The sequence below is a fragment of the Roseomonas populi genome (assembly GCF_024594815.1).
Taxonomy (GTDB): Bacteria; Pseudomonadota; Alphaproteobacteria; order Acetobacterales; family Acetobacteraceae; genus Roseomonas; species Roseomonas populi.
The window spans coordinates 83,809-99,932 of record NZ_JANJOU010000009.1 but is presented as its reverse complement, the minus strand read 5'-3'; the positions used below and the strand labels follow the sequence as shown (position 1 = coordinate 99,932).

Here is a 16,124-nt window from a genome sequence, read left to right as displayed (position 1 = left end):
GATGTGCCGCGGACCTTGTCAGCGATCCTCCAGCACGTGCTGCCGGTGTGGCTGGCGTTGCTGGCGCTGCTCGGGGCCTCGCTCGCGCTCGCTTACGCGCCGCTGCACGGGCTGAACGGGGTGGTCAGCCTCGGCATCGCCGCGATGAAGGCCATCCTCGTGGCGGTGTTCTTCATGAACCTGCGCCGGCCGGACCCGCTGCTGCGGCTGGCGGGCGGGGCCTCGCTCATCTGGATGAGCTTTCTCTTCGCCCTGACCTTCGCCGACCTCGCGGCCCGGGCGCCGGAGACCCAGCCCCAGGCGGGGCAGGGCACCGGCTCCGAGCCGCCGATGCGGCAGCCCTTCTGAGGCTCAGGCCGCCCGGATCGCCATGGCGAGGTCGCCGCTGGTGAGGAGGAGCGAGAGGCGCAGCCCCGCATCGTCCGCCTCGGCTTCCACCTGCCCGGTCTCGCGGCCCGCTTGGGTGTCAAAGAGCGTGGCGCGGTAGCGCCCGGGCGCCAGGCCGGGGACGCGGATGGTGGCGGCGACGGTACCGCCGGAAGCGACAAAGCGCCGCCCCTCCACCGCCTCGCCCAGTTCCTGCCGCAGCAGCCAGACCACCGCCTGGGACGCATCGCCGCAGCCGAAGGCGTGCACCGCGCCCGCCTCCACGGCGATCTCGTCGTTCAGGTTGCGGCGGAGGAAGCGCGGCCAGTCGATGAGCGGCAAGAAGCCCGAGAGCGCGCCCTGGGCGGCGCGCATCCCCGGCGTCAGCTCGTGCGGGCTGCGGTTCGGCCAGCGCATCCCGCCCCCCGCGCCGCCAGACGCGAGGTGCGCCCACTGGATGTGGCGGAAATACTCGTCGTCATAGGCCTCGGGCAGGGTGATGCCGTGGTCCTTGAAGGTGTGGATCGGCCCGTGCTCGGAATCGAAGAAGGGGCGAAGGTCGTTAATCTCGGCCAGCGCCTCCCGCGTCAGTCGCCCCGCGCTCACGGCGGGAGCCACCGTGTCCATCGGATCGTCGATGGTGCCTTCCTCGTAGAAGTGGCTGTTCGCGAAATCGAGGAGCGGGTGGCGGAAGATCGGCTCCACGATCCAGGGCTTCCAGATCAGCTCAGGCCCGAAGACCGAGACGCATTGCAGGTGCGCCCGCCCGTGCAGCCGGATTTCCAGATTACGCAGGAAGGGGCTGACATCATCGATGTAGTTGGGGAAGGCGTCGGGCCGGTTGTCGCCCTGGGCCGGGTGCATCTCGTTCCACAGGTCCCAGGCGAAGAGGGCGCCGCTGCCGCCCCAGCGCTCTGTCGCGAAGGCCAGGCGCGCCTTCACCAGCGCGCGCGTCTCCGGACAGACCATCAGCTGTGACCGGTCGGCGCAGGGCCCGCCATGGGCGCGGTTGTAGGGGTGCTGGTCGAAGCGGATCCAGGTGAAGAAGGTATCCATCGGCGTGAGCAGGATGTAGAGCCCCACCCGCTCGCACAGCGCGAAAAGGTCGTCCCACAGCTCCACCATGGCCGGGACGAAGTTGCCGGCGGGGCGCTCGAAGTAGTGTTCCTCGCCCTCCGCATACTCCAGCATCAGGCGCAGGCAGGTGACGCCGCGATCCCGCAGGCCGCGAAGGTGGCGCTCCACCCCAGGCAGGTCGCGGCGGCCGAGGAGGCCGGACAGCTCCCGCCAGGAGATGGCGTCGTTCTGGCCGATCGGCGTCCAGGGCTCGCCGGTATCGGTGACGAAGTAAGGAGCACCCGGCGCGCGCTCGATCCAGGGCAGGCCTGTCGCTACCCCCCCTGTCATCGTGGAGTCGGGGTGGAGCGATGCGCTGGTCAGCATGAATGGAATAGGCCGCAGCGTCCCGGTGCCGTCCAGGGGGAGGATCAGGCCGCCGCTTCCAGGTGGCGCGCGAAGGCGTCGCGGATCGCGGCCATGGCCTGGGCCGCATTCTCCGCATGGCGGCGGGCGGCCTTCTCGCTCGAATCCACCTCGTCCACGGCCTCGGCGGCGGCCTCAGCCGCCTCGGTGAAGCCGTCGCGCAGCTCCTCCAGCCAGTTCCGCAGGTCCTCCGCCTCGGCGCCCTCGCGCAGGTCGTCCACCACTGCGTCCACCTCCCGCACCATCCGGTCCGGGGTGGCGCCGCGCTGGAGCACGGTGGAGAGGCGGTTGAAGGCGGCGCGCGTCGGGGAAGGGGCGCGCCGGGGCGCCGCGGCGGGCGATCGGGCCATGGATCAGGTCTCGTCGGTTTGAAACAGGAGGATATGAAGGGGGGCGACCGGGCGCCGCGCAGGCCCTGGAGATGGGATTGAACCCGGGAAAATCAAGGTTCAAGCCCTTGTTTCGGCTCCTAGAGCAGTCGTTCCGGCCAGGGTTCGCGCGGAGTGCCGGGCCTGGCCTCCCCCACGTTCCGGGGCGGCGGGTTGCCCGGCACGGGGCCCGCCCAGCAATCCACCGCGCCGAGGCTGCGGGTGCAGCGGGGCTGCTCCACTTCCACTTCCTCCGGCCGGCAGTAGCGCTCCCCGGCGTCGAGATAGGCGATGGAGCAGTCCCGCCCGGAGACGCCGGAGATGACGAGGTCGGGCACGGCCCGGCCGGTGAGCATGAGGGAGACGCCGTTCGCGGCGGCGATGGGCACCACCGCCTCACACCCCGGCAGGGCGCCGAGGAGCAGCGGGAGGAGCAGGAGGAGGTGGGCGGGGCGCAACATGGCCCCATGAAACACGCGCCGGGCTTAACGCCCCGTGACGCGCCCGCTATACCCCGGCCCCGACTGCCCGTTGGCCGGGGCCGGTTCGCCGCGGCCCATAGGGGGAAAAGGAACCCGCGTGCCCGATATCTTCGACGAGGTGCAGGAGGATCTGCGCGCCGAGCGCGCCCGGCAGCTCGGGATGCGCTATGGCGGGGCTTTCGCCGCGCTGGCGCTGCTGGCTGTGCTCGCGGTCGGCGGCTGGCAGGGCTGGCGCTGGTATCAGAACCGCGAATCCGAGGCCGCGGCGGATGCCTTCCTCATCGTCCATCGGGAGACGGAGGCGCAGGGCGCCGACCTGAAGGCCGCCGCCGGCAAGTTCGATTCGATCGCGGCCCAGGCGCCGGGCGGCTATCGCACCCTGGCCCGGCTGCGCGCCGCCGCGCTGAAGTCCGAGACGGGCGACCTGCCCGGTGCGCTGGCCGAGTGGGACGCGGTGGCGGGGGACAGCTCCGCCGATCCCCTCTACCGCGACCTGGCGAGCCTGAACTGGGTGCTGCACGGCCTGGACACGCAGGACCCCGCCACCCTGGCCTCCCGCATCGCGCCGCTGGCGGGCGATTCCAGCCCCTGGCGCGCCTCCGCCCGCGAGCTGCAGGCGCTGGTGGCTGTCCGGCAGGGCAATACGGCGGAGGCGCGGCGCATCCTGCAGGGGCTGGCGGACGACGCGACGGCCCCGCAGGCGCTGCGCGACCGCGCCGCCCGCGTGATGGCGCAGCTTCCGAGTGCGTGAAAGGACCCGCGACGCGATGACCTCTCCCTCCCGCCGCGCGCTTCTCCTGGGCGGCGGCGCCCTCGCCCTCTCGGGCTGCGAGACGATCGACAGCATCTTCGGCGAGAGCAAGACCCCGCTTCCGGGCGAGCGCCTGCCTCTCATCCAGGCGGACCGCGACATCGAGGTGGATCCCGCCCTAGCCGGGCAGCCCGTGAGCCTGCCGGCCCCCACCGCCCTGGCGGAATGGCCCCAGGCCGGCGGCAACCTGGCGCACGACCCCGGCCATGCCCTGGCGGGCGAGGGGCTGCGCGAGGCTTGGCGTGCGGGCATCGGCACCGGCTCCTCCTACCGCCGCCGCATCACCAGCGGGCCGATCCTGGCCAACGGCACGGTTTTCACGGCGGATGCCTTCGGCACCGTCACGGCCTTCGATGCCGGCTCCGGCGGCAGGCGCTGGACGCGGGAGACGACGCCAGAGAAGGACAACGCGGGCGCGGTGGGCGCCGGCCTCTCCCTCAGCGACGGCACGCTCTACGCCGCCACCGGCATGGCGGAGGTGCTGGCGATGGATCCCGGCACCGGGGAGGTCCGCTGGCGCGCCTCTGTCCCCGCGCCGACGCGGGGCGGGATCACGGTCGCGGCGGGCCGCATCTTCGTGCCGACGGTGGAGAACCAGCTCCTCGCCCTCTCCACCGAGGACGGGCGCAATCTCTGGACCTACCGCGGATCTCCGGTGGGGGCCGTGCCGCTGGGCCTGCCCGCGCCGGCGGTGGAGGGCGAGACGGTGGTGGCCGGCTTCCCCTCCGGCGAACTGGCGGCGCTGCGCACCGCGGATGGCCGGGTGGTCTGGACGGAGAGCCTCGCCGCCAGCGGCCCGGACGGGCGGGCCGGGACGCTCGGCGAGCTATCCGGCATCTCCGGGCTGCCGGTGATCGATGATGGCCGCGTGGTCGCCACGGGCCAGGCCGGCAACACGCTGATGGTGGACCTGCGCGCCGGCCGCCGCCTGTGGGAGCGGGATGTCGGCAGCAGTCACACCCCCGCCGTGGCCGGAGACTGGATCTTCCTCGTCACGCCGGAGAACCAACTGGTGGCCATGGGTCGTGCCGACGGGCGCGTGCGCTGGCTGACCGTGCTGGACGAGCGCTCCGCCCGTGACCGCCGGCGCAACCCGGCCACTTTCGGCGGGCCGCTGGTGGCGGGCGGGCGCATCCTTGTGCCCTCCTCTCTCGGCGAGCTGCTGCTGGTGGACCCGGCGGAGGGCAAGGTCGCCGGCCGTATCCGCCTGCCCGGCGGTGCCTCCCTGCCGATGATCGCGGTGGGCGGGACCGTCTATCTCGTCACCGATGACGGGGTGCTGGTGGCCCTGCGCGGGGCCTGAACCCCACACCGAGCTTGACCCTGGCGCGTGGGCGGTGCTCTTGCCGCCCATGCTTCCCCGTATCGCCGTCATGGGCCGCCCCAATGTGGGCAAGTCCACCCTGTTCAACCGCCTCGCCGGGCGGCGCATCGCCATCGTGGACGACACGCCCGGCGTCACCCGCGACCGCAAGGAGACCGTGGCCCGCATCGCCGGGCGCGATGTCCTGCTGATCGACACGGCCGGGCTGGAGGAGGCGGCGCCCGACACCATCCCCGGCCGCATGCGCGCCTCCTCGGAAGCCGCGCTGAAGGCGGCGGACCTCGTTCTTTTCGTGGTGGATGTGCGGGCGGGCCTCACCCCGGCCGACCGGTCCTTCGCCCAGTGGCTGCGCCGCCACGGCAAGCCCGTGCTGCTGCTGGCCAACAAGGCGGAGGGGCGGGAGGGCGCCGCCCGCGCGCTGGAGGCCTATGAGCTGGGCCTCGGCTCCCCCCTGCTCGTCTCGGCCGAGCACGGCGACGGCATGGGCGAGTTGCACGACGAGATCCGCGAGGCTCTGCCGCCGGAGCCGCCCGAGGAGGATGAAGAGGACGAGGCGGACGAGAACCGCCCGCTGCGCCTGGCAATCGTGGGCCGCCCGAACGCCGGCAAGTCCACCCTGCTGAACGCCCTGTTGGGCGAGGAGCGGATGATCACCGGCCCCGAGCCCGGCCTGACTCGCGATTCGGTGGCCGTGCAGTGGAACGACGAGACGGGCAAGCCCGTGCGGCTCGTGGACACCGCCGGGCTGCGCCGCCGCGCCCGCATCACCCAGGCGCTGGAGCAGATGTCCACCGCCGCCACCATCGCCGCGCTGAAGGAGTGCGAGGTGGCGGTGCTGGTGATCGACGCCGTGCAAGGCATGGACGAGCAGGACCTGCGAATCGCGCGCCTGGCCGAGCGCGAGGGACGTGGCGTGGTGATCGCCTTCAACAAGTGGGACGCGGTGGAGGAGCGGAACGCCGCCCGCCGCCGGCTGGAGGACGTGCTGACCGCCTCCCTCGCGCAGTTGAAGGGCGTCTTCATCGTGCCGCTCTCGGCCGCCACGGGCAGGGGGGTGGAGAATTTGATGCCCGCGGTGCGGGAAGCCTACGCCCTCTGGAACCGCCGGATCCCCACGGGCGCGCTGAACCGCTGGTTCGAGCACGCGCTGGAGCGCCACGCCCCGCCGCTGGTGAACGGCAAGCGGCTGAAGCTGCGCTATGCCACCATGCCGAAGGCGCGGCCGCCGACACTGGTGGTGTTCGGCACGCGGGCGGAGCAGATGCCGGAGGATTACCGCCGCTATCTCACCAACTCCTTCCGCGATGCCTTCGACATGCCGGGCGTGCCGATCCGCCTGAACACGCGCGGCACGGAGAACCCCTACGCGGACGACGCCGAGGGCTGACCCGGGATGGCCGACGCGGGCGGGTGGCCTTCGGTTTCCGGGACGGGCTAGCCTGCGCCGGCCGCCGAGAGGATTCGCGATGCCCCGGATACGCTCCCTGTTCCGATCCCTCCGGCGGGGGCCCACGGCCGGGGAGCAGGCGCTGCTGCGCCGGATTACGGAGATGGACAACGCGCTGACCCGGCGGGCGCTTGCGGCGGAGGAGAAGCTGGAGCGCCTCTCCCGCCGGGTGGAGGAGGTCACCGCATACTTCGCGCAGCGCACCCATCCGCTGCACCACACCCAGTCCAACTACCTGGGCGACCACACGGCCCTCACGCTGCTGCACGGCCGGCACATGCTCTTCGTGGACACGCGGGGCATCGACATCGCGCCCCACCTGATGGTCCACGGCATCTGGGAGACGGGCTACACTGCCCTGTTCGAGCGGCTGGTGCGGCCGGGCGCGACCGTTCTCGATATCGGGGCCAATCTCGGCGTCTACAGCATCCTCGGCGGCGCGAAGGACGCCCGCGTGCACGCCTTCGAGCCGAACCCCCGGCTCTGCGAGCTGCTGCGCCGCTCCATCTCCGTGAATGGCTTCGCGGAGCGCGTGACCCTGCACGAAATGGCGGTGGGCGACACGGAAGGGGAGGTGCAGCTCGCCTTCAACATCGATTGGCCGGGCGGCGGGCATGTGCTGCCGCCGGGATCGACGGCGACGGGGCGGCCCTGCCGGGTGGCGGTGCTGGACCGGCTGTTCCCCGATCCCGGCTTCCGCCTGGACCTCGTGAAGATGGACGTGGAGGGGCACGAGGGGCACGCCCTGCGCGGGATGCGGGAACTGCTCGCCCGCTCGCCCGAGGTGCGGATCATGATGGAGTTCGCCCCGGGGATGATGGCGGCCCAGGGCGTGGGGCCGGCGGAAACGGTGGGCCTGCTGCGCGGCCTGGGCTTCCGCTTCTGGAACATCGGCTTCGATTCGGGCTTGACGCCGGTAGAAGCGGATGTGCTGGCCGCGGAGAGCGGGGCGGGCGTGCGCAACATCCTCGTCGCGCGGCAGGAGCCCTAGCGCCGCGCGACGGGACCCTGTCCGGCTAGGCTGCCCGGGCCGCCTCTCCGGGCAGGCAGAGCGCTGCGATGGCGGGCGCCACATCGGCCGGCTGGGCGATGCTGGCGGGGTCCTCGCCCGGCATGGCGGTGCCGCGCAGGCGGGTATTCACCGGGCCGGGATCGTGCAGCAGCACCCGCAGCGGGGTGGCCGCGACCTCCTGGGCCCAGGTCTGCACCAGGTGCTCCAGCCCCGCCTTGGTGGCGCCGTAGGCGCCCCAGTAGGGCCTGGGATGCCGCGCCCGGTCCGTGGTGAGGATTACGGCCCGCCCGGCGTCGGAGGCGCGGAGCGGTGGGTCCAGCGTGCGGATCAGGCGCCAAGCGGCGGTCATGTTCACCGCCACCACGTCGGCCCAGTCCTTCGGGGTGATGTGGGAGACGGGGGTGAGGGTGCCCAGCACGCCCGCCGCGTGAACCAGGATGTCCAGCCGCCCGAAGCGCTCCACGATGGAAGGCCCGAGCGGGTCCAGCTTGTCCCCGTCCTTCGCCAGGTCGAAGGGGAGGAGGGTGGCGGAGCCCCCGAGGGCCCGGACGGCATCGTCCGTCTCCTCCAGCCCGCCCTGGCTGCGGCCTGTCAGCACGAGGTGGGCGCCGAGGCGCGCCAGCTCCACCGCCGTGGCAGCGCCGATCCCGCGGGAGGCGCCGGTGACGAGGGCGACCCGTCCGGAGAGGGGCCCCTGGACCGGCTGGCTCATACGCCGTTCAGCGCCAGCAGGGCCGGCTCGCGCTCCTTGTGGCCGACGAGGTCGGTGAGCGGGATGGCGTAGTCGCCCGTGAAGCAGGCGTCGCAGTAGCCTGGGTCCTTCGCGTCCCGGCCCTTGCGGCCGAGCGCCCGGTAGAGGCCGTCCAGCGAGATGAAGGCGAGGCTGTCCGCGCCGATGATGCGCGCCATCTCCTCCACGCTGTGGTTGGAGGCGAGCAGCTTGTCCCGTTCCGGCGTGTCGATGCCGTAGAAGCAGGAATGCGTGGTCGGGGGGGAGGAGATGCGCATGTGGACCTCCGCCGCGCCGGCCTGGCGCATCATCTCCACGATCTTCTTGCTCGTGGTGCCGCGCACGATGGAATCGTCCACCAGGATGATCCGCTTGCCCTCGATGGCGGCGCGGTTGGCGGAGTGCTTCAGCTTCACCCCGAGGTGGCGGATGTTGTCCGTCGGCTCGATGAAGGTGCGGCCGACATAGTGGTTGCGGATGATCCCCAGCTCGAAGGGGATGCCCGCCTCCTGCGCATAGCCCATGGCCGCCGGCACGCCGGAATCGGGCACGGGGACGATCACGTCCGCCTCCACCCCGCTCTCGCGCGCCAGCTCCGCCCCGATGCGCTTGCGGCTCTCGTAGACGGGCGTGCCCTCCACCACGGAGTCCGGGCGGGCGAAGTAGATGTACTCGAAGATGCAGAAGCGGTTCGCGGTGTTGGCGAAGGGCTTCACGCTGCGGACGCCGGTGTCGTCGATCACCACGATCTCGCCGGGCTCCACGTCCCGCACGAACTCGGCGCCGACGATGTCGAGCGCGCAGGTCTCGCTCGCCAGGACCCAGGCGTTGTTCTGGTCCGCGCCCAGACGGCCGAGCACCAGCGGGCGGACGCCGTTGGGGTCGCGCACGCCCATCATGGCGCCATCGTGCAGCGCCACCAGGGAGTAAGCGCCGTCCACCTGCTTCAGCGCGTCGATCAGCCGGTCCTGCACCGTGGCATAGAGGGAGATGGCGATGAGGTGGACGAAGACCTCGGAATCCGTGGAGGACTGGAAGAGGCAGCCGCGGCGGACGAGCTGGCGGCGCAGTGCCAGCGCATTGGTCAGGTTGCCGTTATGCGCCACCGCCAGGCCGCCGAAGGCGAAGTCCGCGTAGAGGGGCTGGACATTGCGCAGCGCCGTCTCGCCCGCCGTGGCGTAGCGGTTGTGGCCCACCGCGGCACGGCCGGGCAGGGAGGCGATGACGCGCGCATCGCCGAAGATGTCGCCTACCAGGCCCAGGCCCTTGTGGGAGCGGAAGCCCTTCTCGCCATGGCTGACGATGCCGGACGCCTCCTGCCCCCGGTGCTGGAGCGCGTGGAGGCCGAGGGCGGTGAGCGCGGCGGCGTCCGGAGCATTCCAGACGCCGAAGACGCCGCATTCCTCGTGGAAGGCGTCGTCCTCGGTGTCGAACGGGTTGGTCGTGATCTCGGTCATGGCGATCAGATCCGGTTGCGCGCAGGGGGCCGCAACAGTTCCTCGGCGGTGGGTGCCCGGCCGCTGGGCGGATCGGGCAGGCGGGGGCGGTACTGGGCGGGCAGCTGCTCGTTGAGCCAGGCAGCCCCATCGGCGATGGAGGGCAGGAAGCGGGCCTGGCGGACCGGCTCCGGCCAGATGGACGTGTCCGGGACGAAGGCTCCGGCCGCGATATAGGCAACGAGGATGACGACTACACCCCGCCCGATGCCGAAGACGATGCCCAGCGCGCGGTCCACGCCCCCGATAATTGAATTCCGCACCAGCCCGGCAATCAGGGCAATCAGGATCTTCAGGACGATGAGAGTGACGATGAAGACGGCGGCGAGGGCGGCGACATCCACCAGCCAGGGCGCGGTGGCCGTCCACTTCTCCGGGAAAACGCCGTTGAAGGCGTGGCGCGTGCCTTCCAGCATGTAGAAGGCGAAGAGGATGGCGCCGATCCAGGCGCCCACGCCCAGCACTTCGCGGATCAGGCCGCGCATGTAGCCGATGACGCCGGATATGGCGACCACGGCGAGGAAAACAGCGTCGACCCAGGTCATCGGGGGCCGGATATAACGATGCTGCGGCGCGGCGTCACGCGGTAGCCGCCCCGGGCCTTGCGGGGGAGGCATGTTGCAGCGCCATGACGGCGGCGCGGCGGAACCGGAGCGTTACTGTATAACATATTGAAGGAACTATGTTTTTGCGCCGCCTCCCCCCTCGGCAGGGCGGTGCAGGCGCCCTATGTGGCGGCGGCGTCCAAGATCCATTGAACTGGCGGGGCCCGGCCCCGCTCGCCCTCCGAGGACCGATTCCCATGCTCCGCTGCACCGGCTACGCCACCGAGACGGCCCAGGCGCCGCTCGCCCCCTTCACCTTCGATCGCCGCGATCCCGGCCCGACCGACGTCCAGATCGACATCACCCATTGCGGGGTCTGCCACTCCGACATCCACACGGCCCGGAGCGAGTGGGGCCCCTCCCTCTACCCCTGCGTGCCCGGGCACGAGATCGTCGGGCGGGTGGCGGCCGTGGGCAGCGCCGTGACCCGCTTCAAGGCGGGCGACCTGGTCGGCGTGGGCTGCATGGTCGATTCCTGCCGGGAATGCGCCGCCTGCAAGGCCGACATGGAGCAGTTCTGCGAGAAGGGGATGACGGGCACCTACAACAGCCCGGACCCGCACACGGGCGGCCACACCCTCGGCGGCTATTCCAAGGCCATCGTGGTGGACCAGCACTTCGTCCTGCACGTGCCCGAGGGGCTGGACCCGGCGGCCGCGGCGCCGCTGCTCTGCGCGGGGATCACCACCTACTCCCCGCTGCGCCACTGGAAGGCGGGGCCGGGCAAGCGCGTGGGCGTGGTCGGCCTGGGCGGGCTGGGGCACATGGCTGTGAAGTTCGCCGTGGCCTTCGGGGCCCAGGTGGCGCTCTTCACCACCTCGCCCTCCAAGATCGAGGACGCGAAGCGGCTGGGCGCGCACGAGGTCATCCTCTCCCGCGACGAGGCGGCGATGGCGAAGGAGGCGGGCAGCTTCGACCTCATCATCGATGCCGTCGCGGCCGAGCACGACATCAATGCCTACCTGAACCTGCTGAAACTGGACGGGACGCTGGTGCAGGTGGGCGCGCCGGAGAAGCCGCTGCCCGTGCAGGTGTTCAGCCTCATCATGGGGCGGCGGAGCTTCGCCGGCTCCCTCATCGGCGGCATCGCCGAGACGCAGGAGATGCTGGACTTCTGCGCGGAGCACGGGATCGGGCCGGACATCGAGATGATCCGGATGGACGAGATCAACACCGCCTATGAGCGGATGCTGAAGTCCGACGTGAAGTACCGCTTCGTCATCGACATGGCCTCGCTCCCCGCGGCGGCCTGAGCGGACGGCCCCGGGGGAGGTTCATCCCTTCCTCCGGGGTCTCCCATCGCCGGGCGAACTTCCGGTAAGGGCATGCGCGATCCCGCCCGCACCGTGACGGACAGCCCTTCCCCGAGATGTTCCTGACAGATCGCGTCCTCATCACTGGCGCCCTCGCGCTCGCCGCGATCGTCCTTCTGCTGGTCGTCGCGCGCCGGCGCCGGGGGCGGCGCGTCGATCAGCTCGCGGCGGTGATGCACCGCGACGTGGTTTGGCAGAGCCGCCGCGTCCTCAATGCGGGCGAGGCCGCGGTCTATGAAAGCGCCTGCGCCATGGCGGCAGAGATCGACCCCTCCCTCCGGATCTGGCCGCAGGTCAGCCTCGGCGAGGTCGTTCGCACCGGGGGGCGCTCCGAGGCAGACCGCGAGGCCTTCCGCTGGATCAACAGCAAGCGCGCCGACTTCCTCGTGGTGGACGGGGAGGGGTGGCCGCTGGCCGTGATCGAGTACCAGGGATCCGGCCACGACCTGGGCAATGCGGCGGAGCGGGACGCCGTGAAGCGGACGGTGCTGTCGCGCGTTGGCATCCACTACATCGAGGTGCCCGCCCCGCTGGCGCGCAGGCCCCGCCAGCTCGACACCCTGCTGGACCGGGCTCTGCGAAAGGCAGTGGGCCCCTAGCCGGGAAGTGGTGACCCGGCGCAGCGGGAAGCCTACTCCGCTTCGGCCGGCTCCGGCTTCGGCTTCTCCTTTGGGCCGCGGCGTGGGCCAGCCGCGGCGGCGAAAGGGGCCACCAGATCGGCCAGGTGCCCCGTCTCGGTCAGCCGCAGCCCCTCGGGGGCGGAGAGGGCCCTTCCGCCCCGCGCCACACGCCGCGGCAGGGTGGCGGCCGAGAAGCCGAGCTTCGCCGCCTCCCGCAGCCGCAACTCCGTCTGCGCCACCTGCCGAATCTCCCCGGAAAGTCCGACCTCCCCGAAGAACACGGCGTCCGGCGGGCAGGGGCGGTCCGTCGCTGCGCTCACCAGCGCAGCCGCCACCGCCAGGTCCGCCGCCGGCTCGTTGATGCGCAATCCGCCGGCGATGTTCAGGTAGACGTCGTTCATGCCGAGCGTCATCCGGCAGCGGCTCTCCAGCACGGCCAGCAGCATGGCCAGGCGTCCGGAATCCCAGCCCACCACCTGCCGCCGCGGGCTGCCCCCGGCGGAGGGGGAGAGGAGGGCCTGGACCTCCACCAGCACGGGGCGCGTCCCCTCCAGCCCCGCGAAGACGGCGGAACCGGAGACGTTGCCCCGGCGCTCGGCCAGGAAGAGGGCGGAGGGGTTGGAGACCTCGGCCAGCCCTTGCTCGGTCATCTCGAAGACGCCGATTTCGTCGGTCGCACCGAAGCGGTTCTTGGTGGCGCGCATGATGCGGAACTGGTGGCCGCGGTCGCCTTCGAAATAGAGGGTGGCGTCCACCATGTGCTCCAGCACGCGGGGGCCGGCGAGGGTGCCCTCCTTCGTGACATGGCCGACGAGCACCAGGGCGAAGCCCTTGGACTTCGCCAGCCGCCCCAGCTCCGCGGCGCAGGCACGGACCTGGGAGACGGTTCCGGGGGCGGAATCCAGGCTGTCCAGCCAGACGGTCTGGATGGAGTCCATGATGACCAGCCCGGCGTCGCGCTCCTCCTCCAGGCTGGCGAGGATGTCGCGGAGGGAGGTGGCGGCGGCGAGGCCCAGCGGGGCGCCGGAGACGCCGAGGCGCAGGGCACGCAGGCGCACCTGCTCAATCGCCTCCTCGCCCGAGACATAAAGGGTGCGCTTGCCGGATTCCGCGACCCGGGCTGCCGCCTGGAGCAGGATGGTGGACTTGCCGATGCCGGGATCGCCGCCCACCAGCACCACGGAGCCGGGGACGAAGCCGCCGCCGAGCACCCGGTCCAGTTCCGCGATGCCCGTGCGCGTGCGGGGCGGGGGGGCGGCCTGGCCCTTCAGGGCCACGAACTCCACCTTGCGGCCGCCCAGCGCGGCGGTCTTGGCCGGGCCGGGGGCGCGGGCCTCCACCACCTCCTCGGCCAGCGTGTTCCACTCGCCGCAGCCCTCGCACTTGCCCTGCCACTTCGGGTGGACGGTGCCACAGGCTTGGCAGACGAAACGGTGGGTTGGTTTGGCCAAGGGGAGCCCATTCAGGAACGAAACGTGGACATTCCGGGATGTAGCGCGGGGAAGGGGCGGTTAGAAGGGGCCAGCCCAATGGCCGGATCAGGCCAGCCCGGCCGGCTGGCCCATCGGCCCGGGAACAAGCCCGGCACCGGCGGAATGAAAGAGGGCCGCCGACGGAACGGGCCGGCCGAGCAGGTATCCCTGCACCCGCGGGCAGCCGCGGCTGCGGAGCATCTCCAGTTGCTGCTCGGTTTCCACGCCCTCTGCCACCACGCTGATACCGAGGCTGCGACTTAGGGCGAGAACTGCCTCCACGATCGCCGCCGACTCCACGTCCCGGCCCAGGCCGCGCACGAAGGACTGATCGATTTTGATCTCGTCGAAGGGGAAGCGCCGGAGATAGCCGAGGGAGGAGTAGCCCGTGCCGAAATCGTCGAGGGAGAGGGCGATGCCCATCCTCTTCAGGGCTTGGAGGATCGTCAGGGCGCGCTCGGTGTCGTCGATCAGCAGCCCTTCGGTCACCTCCATCTTCAGCCGGTGCGGCGGCAGGCCAGTGCGCTCCAGCAATCCGGAGATGGCGGGCAGAAGGTCGGGCTGCCGGAACTGCGCAGGGGAGATGTTCACCGCCACCCGGCAGGGGATGGGCCACCTCATCGCCTCCGCACAGGCGGTGTCCAGCACCCAGCGGCCGAGCGGGAGAATGAGGCCGGATTCCTCGGCCACCGGCACGAATTCCCCGGGCGAGACGGCGCCGCGCCGCGGGTGATTCCAGCGCAGCAAGGCTTCCGCCCCCGTCATCTCCAGCGATTGCGTGTCAAATTGCGGCTGGTAGGCGAGGTGCAGTTCTCCCCGCTCGATCGCCGTCCGCAGGTCCCGCTCCAGGGCGCGGCGCTCCATCAGGCGCTGTTCCAGCGCGGCCTCGAAGAAGCAGAGGGTGCCAGGGCCCTCGCGCTTGGCGCGGTGCAGGGCGGTGTCGGCGTTACGCAGGAGGCGGGGCACGGTCCGGCCATCGGCCGGGAAGATGGCCACGCCGACGCTGGTGCTGACCTGAAAGGCCTGCCCCTCGATGTCGAAGGGCGCGGAGAGGGCCTGGATGATCCGCCTCGCGAGCGCGGCGGCGTCTTCCGGCGCGTCCAGGTCCGCCTGGACGATGGCGAACTCGTCGGCACTCAGCCGGGCGATGGTGTCCCCGCCGCGGACCAGCTCGCGCAGCCGCTCCGCCGCCTGCAACAGGAGCTTGTCGCCACCGTCATGGCCCAGCAGGTCGTTCACCGCCTTGAAGCGGTCGAGGTTGAGGCAGAGCAGGGCGATGCTGCGCCCCTCCCGCATGGCCGTCTCCAGCGCCTGGTTCGCTCGATCGGCCAGCAGGGTGCGGTTGGGCAGGCCTGTCAGCCCGTCATGATGCGCCAGGTAGCGGATCTGCGCCTCCGCCCGCTTGCGCTCGGTCGGGTCGCGCACGGCCACGGCATGGGCGGGCGGCGCCTTCCCCCGGTCCTCCGTGTCGGGTTCCTCGATGATCCGGGAAAGAATCTCGACGGCGATGCGGCGGCCGCTCCCGACGGTCAGTTCCACCTCCAGCGCCGGGGCGGCGTGGTCCGGCAGGGCGGCGTCGCGCAGCCGCGCGGCGGCCTCGGCCGGAAGGATGCCCGAGATGTCCTGTCCGACCAGCGCCTCCGGCGGCCGGCCGAGGAGCCGCGCCAGGGGCTCGTTCACGTCCAGGATCTTGCCGCCGCGATGGATGAACAGGCCGTCGGAGGTGTTGTTCACCAGCCGGCGCAGCCGGGCGGCTTCGCGCGTGCCCTGGCCCCACAGCTTCTCCTCAAGCGCCACGCTGATGTGGCTGACGACCGCCACGGTGCCCACCACCGCGGCCACGGTGATGGCGAGGACCCGCTCGTCCACGCCGGCATGGGCCGCCCACAGGCCGCCGTGCGGCACCATGGTCGCGCCGGCCATGCCAACGAAGTGCAGGCTGATGATGGAGGCCGCCAGCAGGCCGCTGGCGAGCAGGCGCCGCGGCCTGTCGTCCAACCGGCAGGAGAGCCCTGCCGCAGCCAGCCCACCCCCGAGCAGGATGGAGATCGCGATATGCACCGGGGAGAACTCGATGTGGCCGGGCAGGAGAATGGCGCTGAGGCCCATGTAGTGCATGGCGCCCACGGTGAGCCCGAGCACCGCGCCGGCCACCTGGGCGCGCATCCCCGCAGACCTGTTCCTGGACTGCCCGATGCCGGGGATCTGCCCGATCTGGAAGGCGATGGCCGCGCCGACGATCGCGACAAGGGCGGAGAGGGCGGTGAGGCCCGGCGCGTAGCTGATGGGAATGCCGGGCTGGAGGGCGAGCATGGCGATGAAGTGCGTGGCCCAGACGCCGGAGCCGTAGACGACGCCCGCGCCGAGGTTCCAGAACTTGCGGTGCCCCGGCTTTACCGACCCGGCCCGCCGGACGAGGTTGGTGCAGACCAAGCACGCCATGAAGCACACCGCGGTCGCCAGCACGAGCAGCGCCGGGTTGTGGTCGTACTGAAGGCACCCCAAGGCGTGCAGCATCGGCTCTTTTGCCCAATCTCCCGCGGACACAACGGTTGGGAAGTTCATACAACCATAGATTGCAGAGATTAAATTCGCA

15 protein-coding genes are annotated in these 16,124 nt (G+C 71.5%); 7 read left to right on the top strand and 8 right to left on the bottom strand.

Going from position 1 to position 16,124, the window contains the following annotated elements; translation table 11 throughout:
* Window positions 1–15: 15 nt before the first annotated feature.
* The gene (locus NRP21_RS12780; RefSeq protein WP_257716588.1) at window positions 16–348 is read left to right on the top strand and encodes a cytochrome C oxidase subunit IV family protein; all 333 of its coding nucleotides are present in this window, start codon (window positions 16–18) and stop codon (window positions 346–348) included.
* Window positions 349–351: 3 nt separating this feature from the next.
* Here NRP21_RS12780 and NRP21_RS12775 read toward each other — a convergent pair whose 3' ends face one another.
* From NRP21_RS12775 to NRP21_RS12765, 3 genes are all read right to left on the bottom strand, one after another.
* Window positions 352–1,809 (bottom strand): glycoside hydrolase 5 family protein, encoded by a 1,458-nt coding sequence (locus NRP21_RS12775; protein WP_257716587.1) that lies wholly within the window; start codon window positions 1,807–1,809, stop codon window positions 352–354.
* Window positions 1,810–1,853: 44 nt separating this feature from the next.
* Entirely contained in the window at window positions 1,854–2,198 is a 345-nt protein-coding gene (locus tag NRP21_RS12770) for a hypothetical protein (protein WP_257716586.1), read from the bottom strand.
* 119 nt (window positions 2,199–2,317) lie between these two features.
* Entirely contained in the window at window positions 2,318–2,677 is a 360-nt protein-coding gene (locus tag NRP21_RS12765) for a hypothetical protein (RefSeq protein ID WP_257716585.1), read from the bottom strand.
* 118 nt (window positions 2,678–2,795) lie between these two features.
* Between NRP21_RS12765 and NRP21_RS12760 the strand changes: the two genes are divergently transcribed.
* From NRP21_RS12760 to NRP21_RS12745, 4 genes are all read left to right on the top strand, one after another.
* Complete coding sequence (locus tag NRP21_RS12760) at window positions 2,796–3,449, top strand: tetratricopeptide repeat protein (RefSeq protein WP_257716584.1); 654 nt, start codon at window positions 2,796–2,798, stop codon at window positions 3,447–3,449.
* 16 nt (window positions 3,450–3,465) lie between these two features.
* On the top strand, window positions 3,466–4,812 hold the full coding sequence (locus NRP21_RS12755; protein WP_257716583.1) for an outer membrane protein assembly factor BamB family protein: 1,347 nt from the start codon (window positions 3,466–3,468) through the stop codon (window positions 4,810–4,812).
* A 49-nt stretch (window positions 4,813–4,861) separates the two neighbouring features.
* Entirely contained in the window at window positions 4,862–6,220 is a 1,359-nt protein-coding gene (gene der / locus NRP21_RS12750; RefSeq protein WP_257716582.1) for a ribosome biogenesis GTPase Der, read from the top strand.
* 79 nt (window positions 6,221–6,299) lie between these two features.
* Entirely contained in the window at window positions 6,300–7,271 is a 972-nt protein-coding gene (locus NRP21_RS12745) for an FkbM family methyltransferase (protein WP_257716581.1), read from the top strand.
* Window positions 7,272–7,296: 25 nt separating this feature from the next.
* On the opposite strand, the gene NRP21_RS12740 is transcribed toward NRP21_RS12745, so the two are convergent.
* From NRP21_RS12740 to NRP21_RS12730, 3 genes are read right to left on the bottom strand one after another with little or no spacing between them, the layout of a single operon-like run.
* A complete protein-coding gene (locus NRP21_RS12740; protein ID WP_257716580.1) occupies window positions 7,297–8,004 on the bottom strand; it encodes an SDR family NAD(P)-dependent oxidoreductase in 708 nt (235 codons plus the stop codon).
* The gene (purF, locus tag NRP21_RS12735; protein WP_257716579.1) at window positions 8,001–9,479 is read right to left on the bottom strand and encodes an amidophosphoribosyltransferase; all 1,479 of its coding nucleotides are present in this window, start codon (window positions 9,477–9,479) and stop codon (window positions 8,001–8,003) included. The genes NRP21_RS12740 and purF overlap by 4 nt, the downstream gene beginning before the upstream one ends.
* Before the next feature lie 5 nt (window positions 9,480–9,484).
* Window positions 9,485–10,063, bottom strand: coding sequence for a CvpA family protein (locus tag NRP21_RS12730; protein ID WP_257716578.1), 579 nt, complete (start codon window positions 10,061–10,063; stop codon window positions 9,485–9,487).
* Window positions 10,064–10,320: 257 nt separating this feature from the next.
* Here NRP21_RS12730 and NRP21_RS12725 point away from each other — a divergent pair, with 257 nt between their 5' ends.
* On the top strand, window positions 10,321–11,376 hold the full coding sequence (locus tag NRP21_RS12725; protein ID WP_257716577.1) for an NAD(P)-dependent alcohol dehydrogenase: 1,056 nt from the start codon (window positions 10,321–10,323) through the stop codon (window positions 11,374–11,376).
* Window positions 11,377–11,492: 116 nt separating this feature from the next.
* Window positions 11,493–12,035, top strand: a complete 543-nt coding sequence (locus NRP21_RS12720; RefSeq protein WP_257716576.1) for a DUF2726 domain-containing protein — start codon at window positions 11,493–11,495, stop codon at window positions 12,033–12,035.
* A gap of 32 nt (window positions 12,036–12,067) precedes the next feature.
* Here the strand turns inward: NRP21_RS12720 and radA are convergent, their stop codons facing one another.
* Together radA and NRP21_RS12710 are read right to left on the bottom strand one after the other, a co-directional pair.
* Entirely contained in the window at window positions 12,068–13,507 is a 1,440-nt protein-coding gene (gene radA / locus NRP21_RS12715) for a DNA repair protein RadA (protein ID WP_257716575.1), read from the bottom strand.
* An 87-nt stretch (window positions 13,508–13,594) separates the two neighbouring features.
* A complete protein-coding gene (locus NRP21_RS12710) occupies window positions 13,595–16,045 on the bottom strand; it encodes a bifunctional diguanylate cyclase/phosphodiesterase (protein ID WP_257716574.1) in 2,451 nt (816 codons plus the stop codon).
* Window positions 16,046–16,124 lie beyond the last annotated feature (79 nt).

Coding starts and splice junctions, on each gene's coding strand:
- NRP21_RS12730 (WP_257716578.1), bottom strand. CDS start 10,063: ATGACCTGGGTCGACGCTGTTTTCCTCGCCGTGGTCGCCATATCCGGC.
- NRP21_RS12710 (WP_257716574.1), bottom strand. CDS start 16,045: ATGCTGCACGCCTTGGGGTGCCTTCAGTACGACCACAACCCGGCGCTG.
- NRP21_RS12725 (WP_257716577.1), top strand. CDS start 10,321: ATGCTCCGCTGCACCGGCTACGCCACCGAGACGGCCCAGGCGCCGCTC.
- NRP21_RS12770 (WP_257716586.1), bottom strand. CDS start 2,198: ATGGCCCGATCGCCCGCCGCGGCGCCCCGGCGCGCCCCTTCCCCGACG.
- NRP21_RS12765 (WP_257716585.1), bottom strand. CDS start 2,677: ATGTTGCGCCCCGCCCACCTCCTCCTGCTCCTCCCGCTGCTCCTCGGC.
- NRP21_RS12740 (WP_257716580.1), bottom strand. CDS start 8,004: ATGAGCCAGCCGGTCCAGGGGCCCCTCTCCGGACGGGTCGCCCTCGTC.
- purF (WP_257716579.1), bottom strand. CDS start 9,479: ATGACCGAGATCACGACCAACCCGTTCGACACCGAGGACGACGCCTTC.
- NRP21_RS12775 (WP_257716587.1), bottom strand. CDS start 1,809: ATGCTGACCAGCGCATCGCTCCACCCCGACTCCACGATGACAGGGGGG.
- NRP21_RS12720 (WP_257716576.1), top strand. CDS start 11,493: ATGTTCCTGACAGATCGCGTCCTCATCACTGGCGCCCTCGCGCTCGCC.
- der (WP_257716582.1), top strand. CDS start 4,862: ATGCTTCCCCGTATCGCCGTCATGGGCCGCCCCAATGTGGGCAAGTCC.
- NRP21_RS12745 (WP_257716581.1), top strand. CDS start 6,300: ATGCCCCGGATACGCTCCCTGTTCCGATCCCTCCGGCGGGGGCCCACG.
- NRP21_RS12755 (WP_257716583.1), top strand. CDS start 3,466: ATGACCTCTCCCTCCCGCCGCGCGCTTCTCCTGGGCGGCGGCGCCCTC.